This window comes from Sphingomonas sp. (assembly GCF_036387595.1).
Lineage (GTDB): Bacteria > Pseudomonadota > Alphaproteobacteria > Sphingomonadales > Sphingomonadaceae > Sphingomonas.
In genome coordinates this window covers 13,474-30,753 of record NZ_DASVTL010000090.1, presented here as the reverse complement: position 1 = coordinate 30,753, position 17,280 = coordinate 13,474, and the positions used below count along the sequence as shown (strand labels likewise).

At 67.0% G+C, this 17,280-nt stretch carries 15 protein-coding genes, 1 tRNA gene and 1 pseudogene; 7 read left to right on the top strand and 10 right to left on the bottom strand.

Annotated features, from left to right (window positions below; translation table 11 throughout):
- The 3 genes and pseudogenes from VF643_RS10775 to VF643_RS10765 all read left to right on the top strand — a co-directional run.
- Positions 1–385 (top strand): annotated as a pseudogene (locus VF643_RS10775) (methyl-accepting chemotaxis protein); the annotation flags it as partial.
- 104 nt (positions 386–489) lie between these two features.
- Complete coding sequence (locus VF643_RS10770) at positions 490–2,325, top strand: methyl-accepting chemotaxis protein (RefSeq protein ID WP_331043391.1); 1,836 nt, start codon at positions 490–492, stop codon at positions 2,323–2,325.
- A 45-nt stretch (positions 2,326–2,370) separates the two neighbouring features.
- Complete coding sequence (locus VF643_RS10765) at positions 2,371–3,864, top strand: alginate export family protein (protein ID WP_331043390.1); 1,494 nt, start codon at positions 2,371–2,373, stop codon at positions 3,862–3,864.
- Between the two features lie 40 nt (positions 3,865–3,904).
- Here the strand turns inward: VF643_RS10765 and VF643_RS10760 are convergent.
- From VF643_RS10760 to VF643_RS10725, 8 genes are all read right to left on the bottom strand, one after another.
- Positions 3,905–3,979: transfer RNA gene (locus VF643_RS10760), tRNA-Phe, on the bottom strand.
- A gap of 31 nt (positions 3,980–4,010) precedes the next feature.
- On the bottom strand, positions 4,011–4,178 hold the full coding sequence (locus VF643_RS10755) for a DNA gyrase inhibitor YacG (RefSeq protein WP_331043389.1): 168 nt from the start codon (positions 4,176–4,178) through the stop codon (positions 4,011–4,013).
- Positions 4,175–5,104 carry a ribonuclease gene (locus VF643_RS10750; protein ID WP_331043388.1) on the bottom strand — a complete coding sequence of 310 codons (930 nt, stop codon included), beginning with the start codon at positions 5,102–5,104 and terminating at the stop codon, positions 4,175–4,177. Before VF643_RS10750 ends, VF643_RS10755 begins: the two co-directional genes overlap by 4 nt.
- Positions 5,097–5,669, bottom strand: a complete 573-nt coding sequence (locus VF643_RS10745; protein WP_331043387.1) for a nucleoside triphosphate pyrophosphatase — start codon at positions 5,667–5,669, stop codon at positions 5,097–5,099. Before VF643_RS10745 ends, VF643_RS10750 begins: the two co-directional genes overlap by 8 nt.
- A gap of 7 nt (positions 5,670–5,676) precedes the next feature.
- Positions 5,677–5,895 (bottom strand): translation initiation factor IF-1, encoded by a 219-nt coding sequence (infA, locus tag VF643_RS10740; protein WP_331043386.1) that lies wholly within the window; start codon positions 5,893–5,895, stop codon positions 5,677–5,679.
- 218 nt (positions 5,896–6,113) lie between these two features.
- On the bottom strand, positions 6,114–9,509 hold the full coding sequence (locus VF643_RS10735) for a DNA methyltransferase (RefSeq protein ID WP_331043385.1): 3,396 nt from the start codon (positions 9,507–9,509) through the stop codon (positions 6,114–6,116).
- 229 nt (positions 9,510–9,738) lie between these two features.
- Complete coding sequence (locus tag VF643_RS10730) at positions 9,739–9,918, bottom strand: hypothetical protein (protein WP_331043384.1); 180 nt, start codon at positions 9,916–9,918, stop codon at positions 9,739–9,741.
- A gap of 169 nt (positions 9,919–10,087) precedes the next feature.
- Positions 10,088–11,098: an LLM class flavin-dependent oxidoreductase gene (locus VF643_RS10725; RefSeq protein WP_331043392.1), complete on the bottom strand. Its 1,011-nt coding sequence runs from the start codon at positions 11,096–11,098 to the stop codon at positions 10,088–10,090.
- 327 nt (positions 11,099–11,425) lie between these two features.
- Here VF643_RS10725 and VF643_RS10720 point away from each other — a divergent pair, with 327 nt between their 5' ends.
- Both VF643_RS10720 and dapD read left to right on the top strand, forming a co-directional pair.
- Entirely contained in the window at positions 11,426–12,091 is a 666-nt protein-coding gene (locus VF643_RS10720) for a pyrimidine 5'-nucleotidase (RefSeq protein ID WP_331043383.1), read from the top strand.
- Positions 12,088–12,882 (top strand): 2,3,4,5-tetrahydropyridine-2,6-dicarboxylate N-succinyltransferase, encoded by a 795-nt coding sequence (dapD, locus tag VF643_RS10715; RefSeq protein WP_331043382.1) that lies wholly within the window; start codon positions 12,088–12,090, stop codon positions 12,880–12,882. Before VF643_RS10720 ends, dapD begins: the two co-directional genes overlap by 4 nt.
- 4 nt (positions 12,883–12,886) lie before the next feature.
- Here the strand turns inward: dapD and VF643_RS10710 are convergent, their stop codons facing one another.
- The gene (locus VF643_RS10710; RefSeq protein WP_331043381.1) at positions 12,887–13,189 is read right to left on the bottom strand and encodes a PspC domain-containing protein; all 303 of its coding nucleotides are present in this window, start codon (positions 13,187–13,189) and stop codon (positions 12,887–12,889) included.
- A gap of 250 nt (positions 13,190–13,439) precedes the next feature.
- On the opposite strand from VF643_RS10710, the gene glpX reads away from it, so the two are divergent.
- Both glpX and VF643_RS10700 read left to right on the top strand, forming a co-directional pair.
- Positions 13,440–14,408, top strand: coding sequence for a class II fructose-bisphosphatase (gene glpX, locus VF643_RS10705; RefSeq protein WP_331043380.1), 969 nt, complete (start codon positions 13,440–13,442; stop codon positions 14,406–14,408).
- Positions 14,409–14,488: 80 nt separating this feature from the next.
- Positions 14,489–16,336 carry a CocE/NonD family hydrolase gene (locus VF643_RS10700; RefSeq protein WP_331043379.1) on the top strand — a complete coding sequence of 616 codons (1,848 nt, stop codon included), beginning with the start codon at positions 14,489–14,491 and terminating at the stop codon, positions 16,334–16,336.
- Positions 16,337–16,446: 110 nt separating this feature from the next.
- On the opposite strand, the gene VF643_RS10695 is transcribed toward VF643_RS10700, so the two are convergent.
- Entirely contained in the window at positions 16,447–17,208 is a 762-nt protein-coding gene (locus VF643_RS10695; RefSeq protein ID WP_331043378.1) for an ABC transporter permease, read from the bottom strand.
- Positions 17,209–17,280 lie beyond the last annotated feature (72 nt).

Sequence of the window (17,280 nt, the reverse complement as noted above, 5' to 3'; positions counted from 1 at the left end):
GGGCCAGGTGCATGAATTGCTGGCGACGATGGCTGCGGACAACATGGCGCAGTCTGCGGCGATCACCCAGATCTCGACCGCGATCGGGGCGATGGACCAGTCGACCCAGCAGAATGCGGCCATGGTCGAGGAAACCTCGGCCGCGGCCCGCAACCTGTCCAGCGAAGTCGGTGCGCTCGCCGAACAGGCCGCGCGCTTCAACGTCGGGGACAATAGCCGCCCTCGTGCTTCACGCACGGTCCCCGCAGCGCAGACCAAGCCCGCATCGAGCGCGGCGCGCAGTCCGGCCGGCGGCGCCAATGTCTACAACTCACCGGTAAAGCCTCTGCCCGCCGCTGCCGTGGCCGCGCTCGCGCGTCCGGATAGCGACTGGAACGAATTCTAAAGCATGCGCCGGGCGGTCACCTGTTGGCCACCCGGCATGCACTTTTCGCAGCGGGCAATTGCCCGTGGCGAGAGCGCACGACAACCGCCGACGGGGGGGCTAAGATGAAGATTCGCACGTTCATAGCATCTTCCGGCGGCGTTCTGTTGGCAGTCATGCTGGTGGCATCGGGGCTCGTCGCGATGCTGACCGATCGGATCAGGATCGGTGGCCCCCTCCAGGTCCAGCAGCAGCAGACCTCGGACTATGTGGCCGACATCCTGCCGCCGCCTGCCTATATCATCGAACCCTATCTGGAAGCCACGCTTCTCATGGCGGGATCCGGGAACGTGGCAGTCCGGGCAGCGCGGCTGGGCGAACTCCATCGTACATACGACGATCGCCAACGTTACTGGCGTGGTGCCACGATGGATGAAGGTTTGCGTGGCCGGCTGACCGTGGCGGATGTGCCGGCACGGCAATTCTGGACCGAATTGGAGCAGCAATTCATTCCCGCCATCAGGGCTGGCCGGACTGCGGCAGCCGCGTCGAGTTATCGACGGTTGACCAGCGCTTACGCAACGCACCGCGCGGCAATCGACCTGGCGGTGAAGGATGCCGCGACATTTCAGGCGGCCTTGCTGGAACGATCGGGCCGTGAGGTGTCGCGCGCGCTCCTTCTGGCGATTGCCAGCGGCATCATCGTGATATCGGGATTCATCGGCTTTTTCTGGGCGATCAATCGCCGCGCGGTCGCGCCGCTGGGCAATGTGGCAGATGCGATGCAGCGCCTGGCTACGGGCGATTTCACCGCTTCGATACTCGCATCGGAGCGGCCGGACGAGATAGGCGAACTGGCGCGCGGCATGTCCATCCTGCGCGACGGCGCGATCGCCAAGCAGGCGGCGGACGCGACGAAGGTTCGATCGGATACCGAACAGCGGATGGTCGTGAGCACGGTTGCCAACCATCTGTCCGAGCTGTCGGCCGGCGACCTGACGACGCAGATCACCACCGACTTCCCTGGCGAATACGGTGCGCTCAAGACCAATTTCAACGAAGCGCTGGCCCGCTTGCGCGAACTGATCGGATCGGTGAGCGAAAGCGCCGCGACGATCCGCACCGGATCGGGCGAGATCGCCCAGGCCTCCGAAGACCTGGCGCGCCGCACGGAGAGCAACGCCGCCTCGCTGGAGGAAACCGCTGCGTCGGTCACCCAGATGGATGGACGGATGAAGGCGAGCGCCACGGCGGCGAGCCGAACCGTGGAGCGCGCCGATCAGGCGATCGCTACCGTCGTCGGTGGCCGTGCGGTCGCCGACGAAGCGGTGCAGGCGATGGGCCGGGTTTCGGACAGCGCCAAGGGCATCGACACCGTCATCGAGGGCCTCGACAAGATCGCCTTTCAGACCCGCGTGCTCGCAATGAACGCCGCGGTCGAGGCAGGCCGGGCGGGCGAAGCTGGACGCGGCTTCGCGGTCGTGGCCGATCTAGTTTCCGCACTCGCCATGCGTGCCGAGGAAGAAGCCAAGCGGGCGCGCGATCAGCTGACGGTCACTCAGAGCGAGGTCGTCATCGCCGTTCAGGCGGTGCAGAAGGTGGATGGCGCACTCGCCGCCATTTCGGGCGACGTGGGCCAGGTGCACGAGCTGCTGGCCACAATGGCCGCGGACAATATGGCGCAAAGTGCGGCGATCACACAGATCTCTGCCGCGCTCGGCCTGATGGACCGAGCGACGCAACAGAATGCGGCGATGGTCGAGGAAACCTCGGCCGCGGCGCGCAACCTGTCGAGCGAGGTCGGCGCGCTCGCCGAACAGGCCGCATGCTTCAACGTCGCTGATGGCAGCACGCACGCTCCCCGCAGCCGGCCGCGTCGACAGCCGCCGGCGGCCAGGCCTCAGAAGGCGGCAGCGCAGCCGCTCTCACAACGCGAGGACGCGTGTCAGAACGTCGCGTGAAGCGGCGCAGGTTGCCGTCGGCACAGCCTGGGGGGGAGGGTTACCATGTCTTGCAGCTCGCCTGCGCTCGGCCTGGCTGGATTGTTGCTCGCTTTCGGCATTTCGCCCGCGACTGCGCAGGAGGCGACGCCAAGCGAAGCGGCGCAAACCGGCACCCGCGCGACCCCTATAGCTACCGCCTATCCGGCCAAGGCTGCCGGCGACGGGGCAATATCATCGGGCTATGCCGAATCCCGCTGGGCGGAGGATTGGAGGGGCCTTGCCGACCCGGCCAAGCGCGACGATCCGTTAGACCGATTGAAGTTCCTGCCGCTGGATCCGGCGGGTGAGGTCTATCTGACCCTCTCGGGTGAGTTGCGTGGACGCGTCAACGTCTTCACCAATCCCGGCTTGCACGAAGCCGGCCATTCGCGCGAAGATCTCAACCGGATCTTTGCAGGGGCCGATCTGCACATCGGGCCTCATTTCCGCATATTCGGCGAAATGGCCCATGGTGGCATCGCGGGGCGCAACATCGGCACTCCCTCCGCGGCCCTGCGAAACGACCTGATCGTCCAGCAGATCTTCGTCGAGGGCAAGGGGATCATCGCCGGCGCGGATGCCGGCGCACGCTATGGCCGTCAGGAGTTCGCCGACGGCTCCACCCTGCTCGTCTCGCCGCGCGACAATCCGACCATCCGCACCGTGCTGGACGGGGCGCGCGGATGGCTACGCGGCAGCTGGCTGCGCGCCGACATATTCGATCTGAATTTCGTGCGCGGCGGCGCCGGAGGAACGGGCGACGACGTTACCGATCGCGACCAGCGCTTCAGCGGCATCACGATCGGCGTAGTTCTGCCCCAAGGCTGGCTGGGCGGATCGGCGCTCTATCTGGAGCCATTCATCTGGCGATCGCGCCATCGGACGAGGCAGTGGGGCGCCATCGTGGAACGCGAGGAGCGCCACTTCTACGGTGTGCGGTTATGGGGCGATGTGGGGCGGCTGACGCTGGACTGGACCGCCGATCGGCAGGACGGCCGTTTCGGGAGCCGTGCTATCGACGCGTGGCAGGTCTTCGCCGCGCAAACGCTGCGGCTGGGCCATGTGAGCAACGCGCCGCGGATCGGCTTCCATGCAGATTACGCGTCGGGCGGCGGGGTAACGGGCAAGGGCGCATTGACGACCGCCCTGTCGCCCTATCCCAACGCGATCTATTACAGTTACCAAGGGCTGATCGCGCCGACTAACCTGATCGCGCTGGCCCCCAATTTCACCGCGTCGCCGGCCCCGCGCGTGCGGATCACGGCGGAACATCAATTCACCTGGCGTGCGGCGGCCGATACGGCGGTGTATCGCGTCAGCGGCCTGCCTCTGGCGGGAACTGAGCTGGTTCCAGGCTATTGGGTTGCGGGTATAACACGCCTCCAGGCCGTGTGGACTATCGCCCCGCGCGTCTCGATCACCGGCCGTTACGAGCATCACGCCGCGGGCAAGGTGCTGACCCGCGCGGGCTATAGCAATTCCGATTATCTGGCCGGATGGCTCAGCCTGCGGCTGTAGTAGTACCACATCCCGCCATCCGAAAATCGGGGACGAGAAATGGTGCCCAGGGGCGGAGTTGAACCACCGACACGACGATTTTCAGTCGTCTGCTCTACCACTGAGCTACCCGGGCACGCCCGACCTTGCGATCGGAGAGCGCGCCTTTAGTCGCGCTCGTCGGGGCTGTCCAGCCCCTGCGGGTGCGCAGGCGGGCCGGGCAGGCGATAACCCTCATCCAGCCATTGCAGCAGATCGCGATCCTTGCAGCCTGGCGAGCAGAAGGGCGCGAAGGCGGAGGCGGCGGGTTTGCGGCAGACGGGGCAGGGCTTCATGCGGGTTCCAGGTCGAAGGACGTGCCGGTGCGGCGGGCGAGTTCGGCCTGCCACGCCGGCGTGATTCGGGCCAGCACGGCAGCGGGCAGGCGGTGGCGTCGCGGCCCGCCGGGCGGCGTGCGCTCCAGGCTGCGCAGCGCAGCGCGGGCGGCGGCGGCGCGGGGGTCTGCGCGCAGCCGTTCGGGGATCGAGGCGCGCGGGCGGGGACGAACGATCTGGAGGAAGCCGAAGCCGTTCATCGTGGTACGCTCGAACGGCAGGGCGAGATGGGCGTCGATCGCCTCGGCCACCGCCTGACGCGGTGCCTTGCCGGCCAGCGTCGGAAAGTCGACGCCGATCGAGCCGCCGATGCCGTGACGACGGATCGCCTGCGCCACGGCCTGCGCCGCAGCGAGCGCCAGCGTGTCGAGCGGCGCGGCGCCATCGACGTCGAACAGCGTCATCGCGGGTGTCGGCGTCATCCGGAGCGCACCGCGCGCGAAGACGATCTCGCCCCCGATCGCCTCGTCCAGCAGTTCGGACCAGCCCGCCGCCTCCAGCGCGTCGGGTTCGTGGGCGCGCAGCGTGCGGATCGGGATGCCCGTCGCGACCAGCCGCGCGTGAAGATCGGGACCGGGAGCAGGCGGCGCATCGCTCGCTATCGCGCGTGCGGGCTTGGCGCGGCCGGGTTCGGGGATGGCTTCGCGGACGATCTCGACCGTCAGCGTGGCGCCCTGCGTCACGCCGGTCGGCACGGGGTTGAGGATCGCCTCCCCACCTTCTAGCGCCACGCGGCCGGTGCTGCGCTCGATCAGCCGGGCGCGGGCGATGGTGCCTATTCGCAAACCGATGTCGTCGGGCTCGATCGCGGCTTCGACGATCCGGCCATGTTCGACGAGGGCGGCTCTGCTCTCACCGATGCCCGATTCCCAGATCCACTCAGCCAAGCGGCAGTCCAGCGGCGCGGAGCAGGGCGCGGGTTTCGAACAGGGGCAGGCCGATCACTCCGGAATGGCTGCCCGAGAGGAAGCGCACGAACGCCTCCGCGCGACCCTGGATTGCATAGCCCCCGGCCTTGCCTAGCCCTTCGCCGCAGGCGATGTAGGCGTCGATCTCCTCGAGGCTCAGCGGCTTGAACGCGACGATGGTGTCGGACACGCGGGTGCGCACCTGACCGTCTGCGGCGACGACGCAGATCGCGGACAGGCAGTGATGGCGGCGGCCCGACAGGCGGGTCAGCAGGTCGCGCTGCACATCCTGAGTTTCGGCGGGCGGGAGGATGCGGCGGCCGAGCGCGATCGTCGTGTCGCCGGCGAGCACGACCTCGTCCGCCGCCCGTGTTACCGCAGCAGCCTTTTCGATCGCCAGGCGCAAAGCATAGGCGCGGGGCAGTTCGCGCGGGCGCGGCGCCTCGTCAATCGCGGGGGCCTCGATCCGATCGGGTGCCATCCCCAGGCGGGCGAGCAGATCGCGGCGGCGTGGCGAGGAGGAGGCCAGGACCAGCCTGGTCACGGCCGGCTCACTTGAACCGGTAGGTGATCCGGCCCTTGGTCAGGTCATACGGCGTCAGTTCGCAGAGCACCTCATCGCCGACGAGCACGCGGATGCGGTTCTTGCGCATCTTGCCCGCGGTGTGGCCCAGAACCTCGTGGTCGTTCTCCAGCATGACCCGGAACATCGCGTTGGGGAGCAATTCCACCACGCGGCCGCGCATCTCGAGCAATTCTTCCTTAGCCAAACAAATACCCCGGTTCGATATGATTTCGCGACGCCCGTAGCCGATGAGCGGCCAAAAGGGAAGGCGCGCGAAACTTCCCTATCATCGCGCATATGGCGATGCCGTGCAGATGGGAAGAAGCGGCGGGATCGGCAATGAGGAAGGCGGATAAAAAGAGCGGGCGAATGTCGGCCGACGTGAAGGGTGACAGGATCCGCCCCTGTAGGACAGCGCGATCTTCACGCCGCGCGGCGGAGGCGAAAGCCGTCGGTTTCGATCGCGACATGACCTAGCCGGGCAAGCGCCGCCAGCGTCGCGGCGATCCGCGGCTCGGCGCGCCGGCCCTGGGCATAGAAAGACGCGATGGCCGCCGCGCTCAGCGTACCGCCGCCACGCAGCGCGTCGAACACCGCCGCGGTCTGACCCACGCCGTCGCGCGGGAATGCGGGCTTGCGGGCCGGGGCGTCGGGGAGCAGGACTTCGATCTGTTCGGGCTGGGGCACGGACGCGATCGGGACGATCGCGGCGCGCTGTAGCTGATAGTCGCGCCGCAGCCATTGTACCCGGCCGCGCTTTTCCTCCGCACGGCGTTCGGCATTGAGTGCCACGAGGCCGGCAACGATCGCATCGTCGGGCAGGTCGACGGGCCAGCCATAGGCTTCGGCCACCGCGGCATCTATGCGACTGTGGAGTTCCGAAAGCAGGTCGATCCGGCCGCGGCGGCGCTGGTCCTGCTCAGCTGGGGTGAGGGGGGCGCCGGCCACGATCTTTTCCCGCACATTGTACAGGCCGGTGAGCGTGAGGTCGGAATGGGCGGCCAGCACCTGTTTGCGGTTTCTATCCAGTTCCTCGGCCAAGCCCCCGATTTCGGCGCGATTGGCCGCGCCCGTACCGGGGAAAGGAAAGGGATCGAAAATGAGTGTGTTGTTGTAGCGCGGCCGGTCTTCCAGCGTGCCGCCGCGCCACAAAGTCCAAAGCAAGTGGATGTGCGATGACAGCACCCCCAGGACGAAGGGATCGTCAGAGGCGATGACCATCAATCCCTGGTCCGGCAGGAATTCGCCCGAAATCCAGACAAAGTTGCGATGCTTGGCCGTCACGATTGTGGCGATGTACCGATCAAGGCCCGCGATTGCCGTGCGCAGATCATCATGGGGAAGCGCCAGCTTCCACCATTGCTCGCGGCGGCGTGTGACGCGATTTGCCGCGCGGCTCGGCTTGGCGGTGGTCAGCAGGTGCTGATAGAGCTGGGGAAATCGTCGGCGGACGTCTTCCTGACTGAAGTCGTGAAGGTCGATGACGCGGCGGTCGCGTATCATGCCCGACTTCACATCTCCCGATGCGATGAATGGGCGAACGTAGGGGCCGGGGTTTGCGCGTTCCGCCAGTTCCGTCGCCTCTTGCGCAGACAGAACGTAGCCGTCGCCGTGAAATTCGACTCCGCGCATGGACACCCCTGCATTCGCTCGCAGAGGCAGCACGTTGCTCGCTCCGATCCCAACAGTGAAGTCGGGGCCGATCATCCCGATTCTCTCGGCCAGTTCGATCATCGGAGCGTCGCTTTCCAAACCACTTTCGGCCGTCACCTGCATCAAGCGCCCGTCTCGCGTGCCCCGCTCGGCCACCGTCATCGCGATGCGCACCGCCGCGGCGTCGCGTGTCGCCTTGGTCCAGGGGTGGTCGGGGATCGCGAGCACGAGGCCGATCGGCGGCCTTCCCTCCAGCCGCCGTTCGATGACGCGGCGGCTGAATTCCTGAGTGATCGAATTGGTGGTGACGAAGCCGAAACGCTTGAGGCGGCCGCCCTTGAGCGTCAGCAATTCTGCCGCGCGATCCCACCAATACATCACGAAATCCGCCGATCGCCCCATCTTGGGATGCGCCTTCCACAGCGCGGTCGCATAGGCATCGCCCAGGCGCGATCGGATGTCCTTGCCGCCGATGAAGGGAGGATTGCCGACGATGTAATCCGCCTCCGGCCAATCCGGGCGGCGTGGATTGGCATAGCCCAGGCTCGATCCGTCGGCGGCGGAACGCTCGCCGTCGTGCCGCAGCACCGCATCGGCGCAGTCTATCGTCTTGAGGGTTTCCAGGACCGGATCGGTGATCTGTTGGCCGTTGCGCAACTGCCACTGGATATAGCCGAGCCACAGGACGAGTTCGGTGATCGCGGCGGCGCGTTCGTTGAGCTCGAGGCCGAGGAAGTTCTTGGGGTGGACGGTTTCGGTCTCCAGCGCGAGCGCCTCCTGGCCCCCCAGATCGGCGAGGACTTCGAGCACTTCGCCCTCCAGCCGCTTCATCAGTTCGAGTGCGACGTAGAGGAAATTGCCGGTGCCGCAGGCGGGATCGAGGACGCGGGTGCGCGCGAGCTTTACGTGGAAGTCGTGCACCGCGGCGATGGCGGATGCCCGGTCGGTCAGGCGGTCGCGCTCGACGGTGGCCAGGCGCAGCGTCTCCCATTCGCCGCTGAGCGGTTCGATCACGGTGGCGGTCACCAGTCGCTCGACATAGGCGCGCGGGGTATAATGCGCACCCAGTCGGCGGCGCTCCGCCGGGTCCAGCGCCTGTTCCAGCAGCGTGCCGAAGATCGCGGGTTCGACCTGGGTCCAGTCGTAGCGCGATGCTTCGTAGAGTTCGCCGATCTCCTCGCGGTTCAAGGGAATTGCGCGCGCCTGTTTGAACAGGCCGCCGTTGAACCGCCGTACCCGTTTGCGCAGCGCGGCGGATACCGCGCCGGTGTCCATGCCGCGCCACAGCTCCTCCAGCAGCGGCGCGAAGCTGTCGGCATTGGCGCGCGCGCCGTCGAGCAGGTCGGTGAAGTCGCCGGGATCGAGCAGGCGGACGTTGGGGCTTTGCGCGAACATCGTGAAAAGACAGCGCATCAGGAAATAGGCGACGTCGCCGGGCTGGCGACCGCGCGCTTCCAGCAGGCGGCTGACCTGCGCTAGGCGACCTGCGATGTCGCGGGTGACCTTCGCCGCTTCGCGCGCGGGATCGAGCAGGTGAGGGCTGAGCCAGATCCGGCGCAGGCGTTCGCGCACCGCCGAATCGCGCAGTTCATCGAGATAGATGCGGTATCCGCCGCGATCGGGAAACTGGCGGTAATTCTTACCCTGCCCGGAGAAGTCGGCGAAAACCTCTATCGCATGGCCGACGTCGCACACCAGGATGAAGGGCGGCCAGCCGTGCGCGGGCGGCAGCGCGCGGGCATAATCCTCCGCCTGCACGCGCGCGTTGCGCATGAGTATGTCCCACCCGCGCGCCGTGCTGCGACGGCCGCGATCGGGGGTGGGGAGGCCGGGCAGGGTGGGTTGTTCGGGCGCGGGTGCGACCTGCTTGTCCCGATCACCGCCGGGTTCGCGGCTTTGCTTGGCCTCCAGGACGAAGCAGCCGCGGCGATAGAGGTCGATGCGCCGGTGCCGCACCGCACCGTCGGCGTCGATCGCGTCGACGGCGCGTTCGAAGACATAGTCGTTGCGGCCGTGGGTGGCATCGGCCGGATCGGGGGTCGGCAGGTCCAGCAGCGCGCACAATTCGGTGAGGAAGAGCACGTAATTGGCGCGCTCGGCACCGCCCTCGTTGGCACGCCAGCGCGCGATGAAGGCGTCGACGGCCGAGGTGGAGGTGCTGTTCACCCGTGGCATGATCGCCGCAAGCGATCACCGGGAGCAGCGCGGGTCGGGTCGTTCTGGAGGCACTTGCCCGTGAGTTATGTCGGTAATGGAGCAGCTTGGAGGTTGTATCAGGCGATGCACCACCATCCCGGTGCGATCATGGGTGCGGTTGCGCCGACGCGGTTCGCATGTCCACACCGACCCGCCCGTTCACACGAACGGAACGGGCAAGCTGTGGTCGGCGCCGGACTCAGCTGATCGGCGGAACGATGATGGGATCGGGTCGGCCGATTCCGGATGATCGAGAGCGCAGGGTGTATCGCTCGGCCATTTCGAGATGGATGTCGCGGGCCTTGGAAGTCCGCGCATTTTCGGCAAGGGTCCGCGCCTGCATCGCACGGTGCGTGTAGTAATCGTTGCTGTCGACCATGAAGATTACTCCTTGGTACGGTGCGCCTCTCGCGCTGTCCGCTTCTCCAAGTCTTTCATAAGATATTTCAAGCAGTCCCAACTTATCTTGGATCATCCGGGTGGGGCTAAGTTACGAAGAAATCGGCAAATCCTCTTATCGCGTGTTAACTGAGATCGAATCGCGCGCGTCAGGCGGCGGCTGCCACCTCCCTCATCGCGTCGGCTGCAATCGCGATGCTCCGCTTGCGGGCGGCGTGATCGTAGATCGCGCTGGTTATCATCACCTCGTCCACCTGCGTTCTCGCCACAAACGCCGCGATGTCTCGCGCCACTTTGACCGGGCCGCCGATCGCCGAGCATGACAGCACGTGATCGAGGATCGCGGCGCCCTGCGCTCCCAACGATTCGCGGTAGCCTGCTACGGGTGGTGGCAGCTTGCGTGGGGTTCCGGTGCGCAGCGCCACGAACGCCTGCTGTTGCGACGAGGCGAGCAGTTCGGCCTCTGCATCGGTTTCGGCGGCGAAGACGTTGAACCCCGCCATCGCATAAGGCCGCGCTCGCTTGGCAGACGGGCGGAAGTCTCGGCGGTAGATCGCCATTGCCTGGTCAAGCGCATCGGGCGCGAAGTGCGAGGCGAAGGCGAACGGCAGCCCCAGCGCCGCGGCGAGCTGCGCGCCGAACAGGCTCGATCCCAATATCCACATCTCGGGATCGGCACCCGCGCCCGGCGTCGCGACGATGCCGGTCTGGCCCCCAGAACCATTGGCATCGGCAAAATAGCTCTGCAATTCCATGACGTCGCGGGGGAAGGCATTGGCATCCCTTTCCAGCGTCCGCCGCATCGCGCGCGCCACCCGCTGGTCCGATCCCGGCGCGCGGCCCAGCCCCAGGTCGATCCGGCCGGGGAACAGCGCGTCGAGCGTGCCGAATTGCTCGGCGACCGTCAGCGGTGCGTGATTGGGGAGCATGATCCCGCCGGCACCCACGCGGATCGTCCGCGTCGCGGCGGCGACATGGCCGATCACCACGGCGGTGGCGGCACTCGCGATCCCCGCCATGCCGTGATGCTCGGCCACCCAATAGCGGGTGAAGCCGCACGCCTCGGCATGGCGCGCAAGGTCCGCGGCATTGGCGAGCGCGCCGGCGACGGTGCCGCCTTCGACGACGGGGACGAGATCGAGGAGGGCGTAAGCGGTCATCGCAAGCATGTGGGAAGCCATCTCGACAATGTCATCGTTGCCTGGGACGTGTTCCGCGGGAACAGGTGACCTTTGTCCGTCTAGCATGAGGAACCATCGTCCACCCCGGCGCAGGCCGGGGCCCAGCTGCTGCCGGGTGTCGAGGGAGCGGACCACCCGAACATGCGGGAACGGCGCACCTGGGCCCCGGCCTGCGCCGGGGTGGTACGTTTTCGAAGCCGAGGTGGTGTGCGGTCGAAGCCGGGGTGTGTGGTCGAAGGCAGGCGCCGAACACGTCCGGGGTGAGGTGACCTTGCGGCATAGGGGTGTCCCCTCTAACGCGCGCTCATGCTGCCTGCGCTCGCCCATATCGACACCTGGATCTTCGATCTGGACAACACGCTCTATCCGGCGCGTGCAGACCTGTTCGGGCGCATCGACCGGCGGATGACCGCGTTCGTCGAGAAACTGCTCGGCGTCGACGCGGCGGAGGCGCACCGTATCCAGAAGGCGTATTTCATGGGGCACGGCACGACGCTGGCCGGGCTGATGCGCGAGCATCAGGTCGATCCGCACGCGTTCCTGGCGTATGTCCACGATGTCGAGATGGACGCGCTGGAGGTGGATGCGCCGCTGGCCGCCGCCATCGCGCGGCTGCCGGGGCGCAAGCTGGTCTTCACCAATGGCGACAAGCCCTATGCGCTGAAAGTGCTCGACCGGCTGGGGCTGGGCGGCACGTTCGAGGCGGTGCACGACCTGCACGCGATGGACCTGGTGCCCAAGCCCAACGTCAGCGCGTATCGCGGGCTGTGCGCGGCCCATGCGATCGACCCGCATCGCGCGCTGTTCGTCGAGGACATGGCGCGCAACCTGGCGCCCGCCAAGGCGATCGGGATGACGACGGTGTGGATCGACAACGGCTCCGAACAGGCGCCCGACCCGGACCGCAGCTATATCGACCATGTCGTCCGCGACCTCGCGGGCTGGCTGAACGAGATCATGGAGACCGCATGACCGACTTGCAGACGACGATCGACGCCGCGTGGGAAGACCGCGCCAACCTGGGGCTCGACACCGCGGGCGACGTCCGCAGCGCGGTGGAGCAGGCGCTCGCCCTGCTCGATGCGGGCGAGGCGCGGGTAGCGGAGCCTGACGGCGGCGGCTGGCGGGTCAACCAGTGGCTGAAGAAGGCGGTGCTGCTGTCATTCCGGCTCAACGACAATCGCGTGATGGACGGCGGCTTCGACAAGGTGCCGACGAAATTCTCAGGCTGGGGCGAGGCCGAGTTCCGCGCCGCGGGCTTTCGCGCGGTGCCCGGATCGGTCGTCCGCCGCGGCGCCTTCGTCGGCAAGGGCGCGATCCTGATGCCCAGCTTCGTCAACATCGGCGCTTATGTCGGCGAAGGCACGATGGTCGATACCTGGGCGACCGTGGGCAGCTGCGCGCAGATCGGCCGCAACGTCCACCTGTCGGGCGGGGCGGGGATCGGCGGCGTGCTGGAGCCGCTCCAGGCCGATCCGGTCATCATCGGCGACGGCGCCTTCATCGGCGCGCGGTCCGAAGTGGCGGAGGGCGTGCGCGTCGGCGAAGGCGCGGTGCTGTCGATGGGGGTGTATCTGGGCGCCTCGACCAAGATCATCGACCGCGCGACGGGCGAGGTCTTCAAGGGCGAGGTGCCCCCCTATGCGGTCGTCGTGCCCGGATCGACCGGGAGCAACCCCGGCCTCTACTGCGCGGTCATCGTCAAGCGGGTGGACGCGCAGACGCGAGCCAAGACCAGCATCAACGAGTTGCTCCGCGACTGACGCCTCAAGCCGCCTCGGCCAGTTCGACGGTATCGTTGGCGCGTGCGTTCGGTGCGGTGCGCGCCGGGCCGATCTGCTGGACATCGGCGGTCGCGCTTCGGGCGTCGGGCACGAGCAGGCGGGTGGCGAGCACCACCGCGCCCAGGGCCAGATAGCCGACCACCATTGCGACCGGATTCCACAGAATACCCGCGCCCAGCGCGACGCGCAGGTAGAAGGGGTTGAAGCCGAAATCGGCGCCCAGTGCCGCGCAGATGCCGAGCAGATTGTCCTTCTGATTGGTCGGGGCGGTGTGCGAATCGTGCATCGTCTATCTCCGTCGGAACAGGTTGGCGCGCCGTGCGCCGCTATGTCCGATGCTTTGCAGGTACCGTGCCAGAAGCAACAAGCCAGCTATATCAACGACATGTCCTTGCGCTTGTGGGAACGGCAATGCCGCGCGACGGGATTTCGCGCCAGATGTCGGCGTTTTCCACCGTGCGCGTCGGCGACGCACACGTCTCGACATCGCGCGTGTGCGTGCCTATCCCGCGGCCACACCAGATAAGGGGATTCCCATGACCGCCGCCGCCAGCCAGGTACTCGACCGCGTCCTCGTGCTGGAGATGGTTCGCGTTACCGAAGCTGCCGCCATCGCCGCCTCCACATTGGTCGGCCGCGGTGACGAGAAGGCCGCCGACGCGGCGGCGGTCGAGGCGATGCGCGAGGCGCTGAACTCGCTCTACATGGACGGCACCGTGGTGATCGGCGAGGGCGAGCGCGACGAGGCACCGATGCTGTTCATCGGCGAGAAGGTCGGCTCGGCGATCGGCAGCGGCCCAAAGATCGACATCGCGCTCGATCCGCTGGAAGGCACGACGATCTGCGCCACCGCGGGGCCGAACAGCCTGGCGGTGCTGGCGATCGCGGAGGAGGGCGGGCTGCTGAACGCGCCGGACGTCTATATGGACAAGATCGCGATCGGACCCGGTTATCCCGAAGGGCTGATCGACCTGGATCGGACGCCGACCGAGAACGTCACCGCATTGGCCGCCGCCAAGGGCGTGTCCCCGCGCGACATCATCGCGTGCGTCCTCGATCGCCCGCGCCACGAAACGCTGATCGCGGAACTGCGTGCGCTCGGCTGCGGCATCATGCTGATCGGCGACGGCGACGTGGCCGGCGTGATCGCCACGACCAACCCCGACACCACGATCGACATCTACATGGGTTCGGGCGGCGCCCCCGAAGGCGTGCTGGCCGCCGCCGCGCTGCGCTGCGTCGGCGGGCAGTTCAAGGGGCGTCTGCTGTTCCGCAACGACGACGAGCGCGGGCGCGCCGCCAAATGGGGGGTGACCGATCTCGACAAGCAATACGACCTGACCGAACTGGCCAAGGGCGACTGCATCTTCGCGGCCACCGGCGTCACTGACGGCTCGCTCCTCGCCGGGGTGAAGCGCAAGGCGGGGACGATGACCACCGAGAGCGTCGTGATGCGCGCAAGTTCGGGCACGGTGCGCTGGGTGAAGGGCGAGCACCGGATCTGAAAGTCCCCCGTTGCGGCGTTGACACCTAGCGCGGCTTTGCTCTTATTCCCCGCGTCGTCCACCGGGGGGAATCTGGCATCATGCGTAGCGCTCTTTTCGTGGCGGTGGCGCTCGCGGCGGTCGCCGCTTCGCCGTCCGGCGCCCGGCCCCAGGCCGCTGCCGTTGCGCAATCCCCCTTCACCTTCGAAGAGGTGATGATCCCGATGCGCGACGGCGCGCGGTTGCAGACCGTGATCCTGCGCCCGCGCGACGCCGCCGGGCCGCTGCCGGTGCTGCTCCAGCGCACGCCCTACGGCGTCCCCGATCGCGCGCCCGCGTCGATGCCGAAAAGCTGGGCGGCGTTGGCGAAGGACGGCTATGTCTTCGTCGTCCAGTCGATGCGCGGGCGGTTCAAGTCGGACGGCGTCTTCACCTTCTCCACCGCGGTCCACCCCGGCGACGCCAGGGCCACCGACGAGGCGACCGACGCCTATGACACGGTCGGCTGGCTGGCGAAGATGCCCGGCGGCAACGGCAAGGTCGGCATGTGGGGCATATCCTATCCCGGGTTCGCCGCCGCCATCGCGCTCGCCGGGCCGCATCCTGCGCTCAAGGCCGTCAGCCCGCAGGCGGCGTGGACCGATTACTGGCAGGCCGACGATCTGCATCGGAACGGCGCGCTGCGGCTGAGTTACGCCACCGACTGGCTCTACATGCTCCAGCACGACAAGGCCGACGACGCGATCTTCGATTACGGCGCCTATGACACCTACGACTGGTTCCTGCGGACCGGGTCGGTGGAAAATGTCGACACGACCCGGTTCAAGGGCAGCATCCCGATGTTCACGTCGCTGCTGGATCACCCGAATTACGATGCCTTCTATACGCGGCAACGCTGGGTCGACGTGCTCGGTCGTACCAAGGTGCCGACGCTGAACGTCGCGGGCTATTGGGATCAGGAAGACCCGAGCGGATCGTGGGACATCTACGCCAAGCAGGAGGCGAACGATCCGGATCGCCTGAACGTCATGGTCGCCGGACCCTGGAGCCACGGCTATTGGAGCCGACCTGACGCGAACAACCTCGGCCGCATACCCTATGGCGTGCCGAGCGGGCAGCAGTTCCTGGACGAGGTGCAGGCGCCGTTCTTCGCCTGGTGGCTGCACGGCAGGGGCGCGAAGCCGGCGTATGAGGTCAAGAGCTTCCAGAGCGGTTCGTGGGGATGGAAAAGCTATGCCGCATGGCCCCCGGCTGCGGCCAAGCCGACGAGCCTGTATCTCAGGGACGACGGCACCTTGTCCTTCGCCAGGCCGGCGGGGGAGGGATGCCGCGACTATGTGTCCGACCCCGCGCACCCGGTGCCGTTCCGTCCCCGCCCGATCAGCCCGACCTATCCCAGCCCGGAATGGCAATGGTGGGAGGCGGAGGATCAGCGCTTCGTCGATGGTCGCCCCGACGTGTTGACGTGGCGCACCGCGCCGCTCGACGCCGATGTGACCGTGACCGGCAAGGTCGCGGCCGAGCTGATGGCTTCGACCAGCGGCACCGACAGCGATTTCGTCGTCAAGCTGATCGACGTCTTCCCGGATGATTACGAGAAAGCGCCCGAGACGCCGAAGCTGGGCGATTACACCCGGTCGCTCAACGGCTATCAGCTGCCGATCGCGATGGAGGTACGCCGCGGTCGCTTTCTCAAGAGCGGCGCCGTGCCGCAGCCGCTGGTGCCGGGGAGCGTGACCGCCTGGGACGTGCCGATGCGCGACCACGATCATGTGTTCAAAAAGGGCCACCGGATCATGGTGCAGGTGCAATCGACCTGGTTCCCGGTCATCGATCGCAATCCGCAGACCTTCGTCCCCAACATCGCGCGCGCGAAGCCCGCGGATTTCGTCCGGGCGACGCAAAAGGTGTGCACGGGCTCGCGGATCGTGTTGCCGGTTGTGCGGTAGATTGATTGGGCCACAACGCCGTTCGCCCTGAGCGAAGTCGAGGGCACGCCCGCCACAGGTGCTTCGACTTCGCTCAGCACGAACGGTGTTGGCGAAACCGGCTTTGCGGCTCAGCTTTTCAGCCGCCAGCCGGTCTTGAAAATCCAGCCGATCCAGGCGCAGCACGCCAGCAGGAACAGCGCGGTGACGGCCAGGCTGACGCCCACCGCGACGTCGCTCGTTCCGAAGAAGGTCCAGCGGAATCCGTTGATGAGATAGACCACCGGATTGAATAGCGTGATCGTGCGCCATGGTTCGGGCAGCACGTCGATCGAATAGAAGGCGCCGCCCAGGAACGTCATCGGCGTGACGACGAGGAGCGGGATGACCTGCAATTGCTCGAACCCCTTGGCCCAGATGCCGATCGCGAATCCGAAGAGGCAGAAGGTGGCGGCCACCAGCACCAGAAACCCGAGCATCGCGATCGGATGTTCGACGTGCAGTGGGGTGAAGAGATGCGCGGTGGCGAAGATAACGAGGCCGATGATGACCGACTTGGTCGTTGCCGCACCGACATAGCCCAGCACCGTCTCGATCGGTGACAAGGGTGCGGAGAGAAGCTCGTACATCGTGCCGGTAAACTTGGGCATGTAGATGCCGAGGCTGGCGTTGAGGATGCTTTCCGAAAAGATCGCCAGCAGCATCAGTCCGGGCACGATGAAGGCGCCGTAGGGCACGTCGGACACGTTCCCCATCCGTGCGCCGATCGCCGAGCCGAAGACGACGAAGTAGAGCGACGTGGTGATGACCGGGGTGGCGAGACTCGTCCACACCGTCCGTCCGAAGCGCGCCATTTCGAAGCGGTAGATCGCCCAGATGCCGTGCAGGTTCATGCTTCTTCCTTAGTCCTCCCCGAGCTTCGCTCGGGGAGGGGGACCATGCGAAGCATGGTGGAGGGGCAGGTG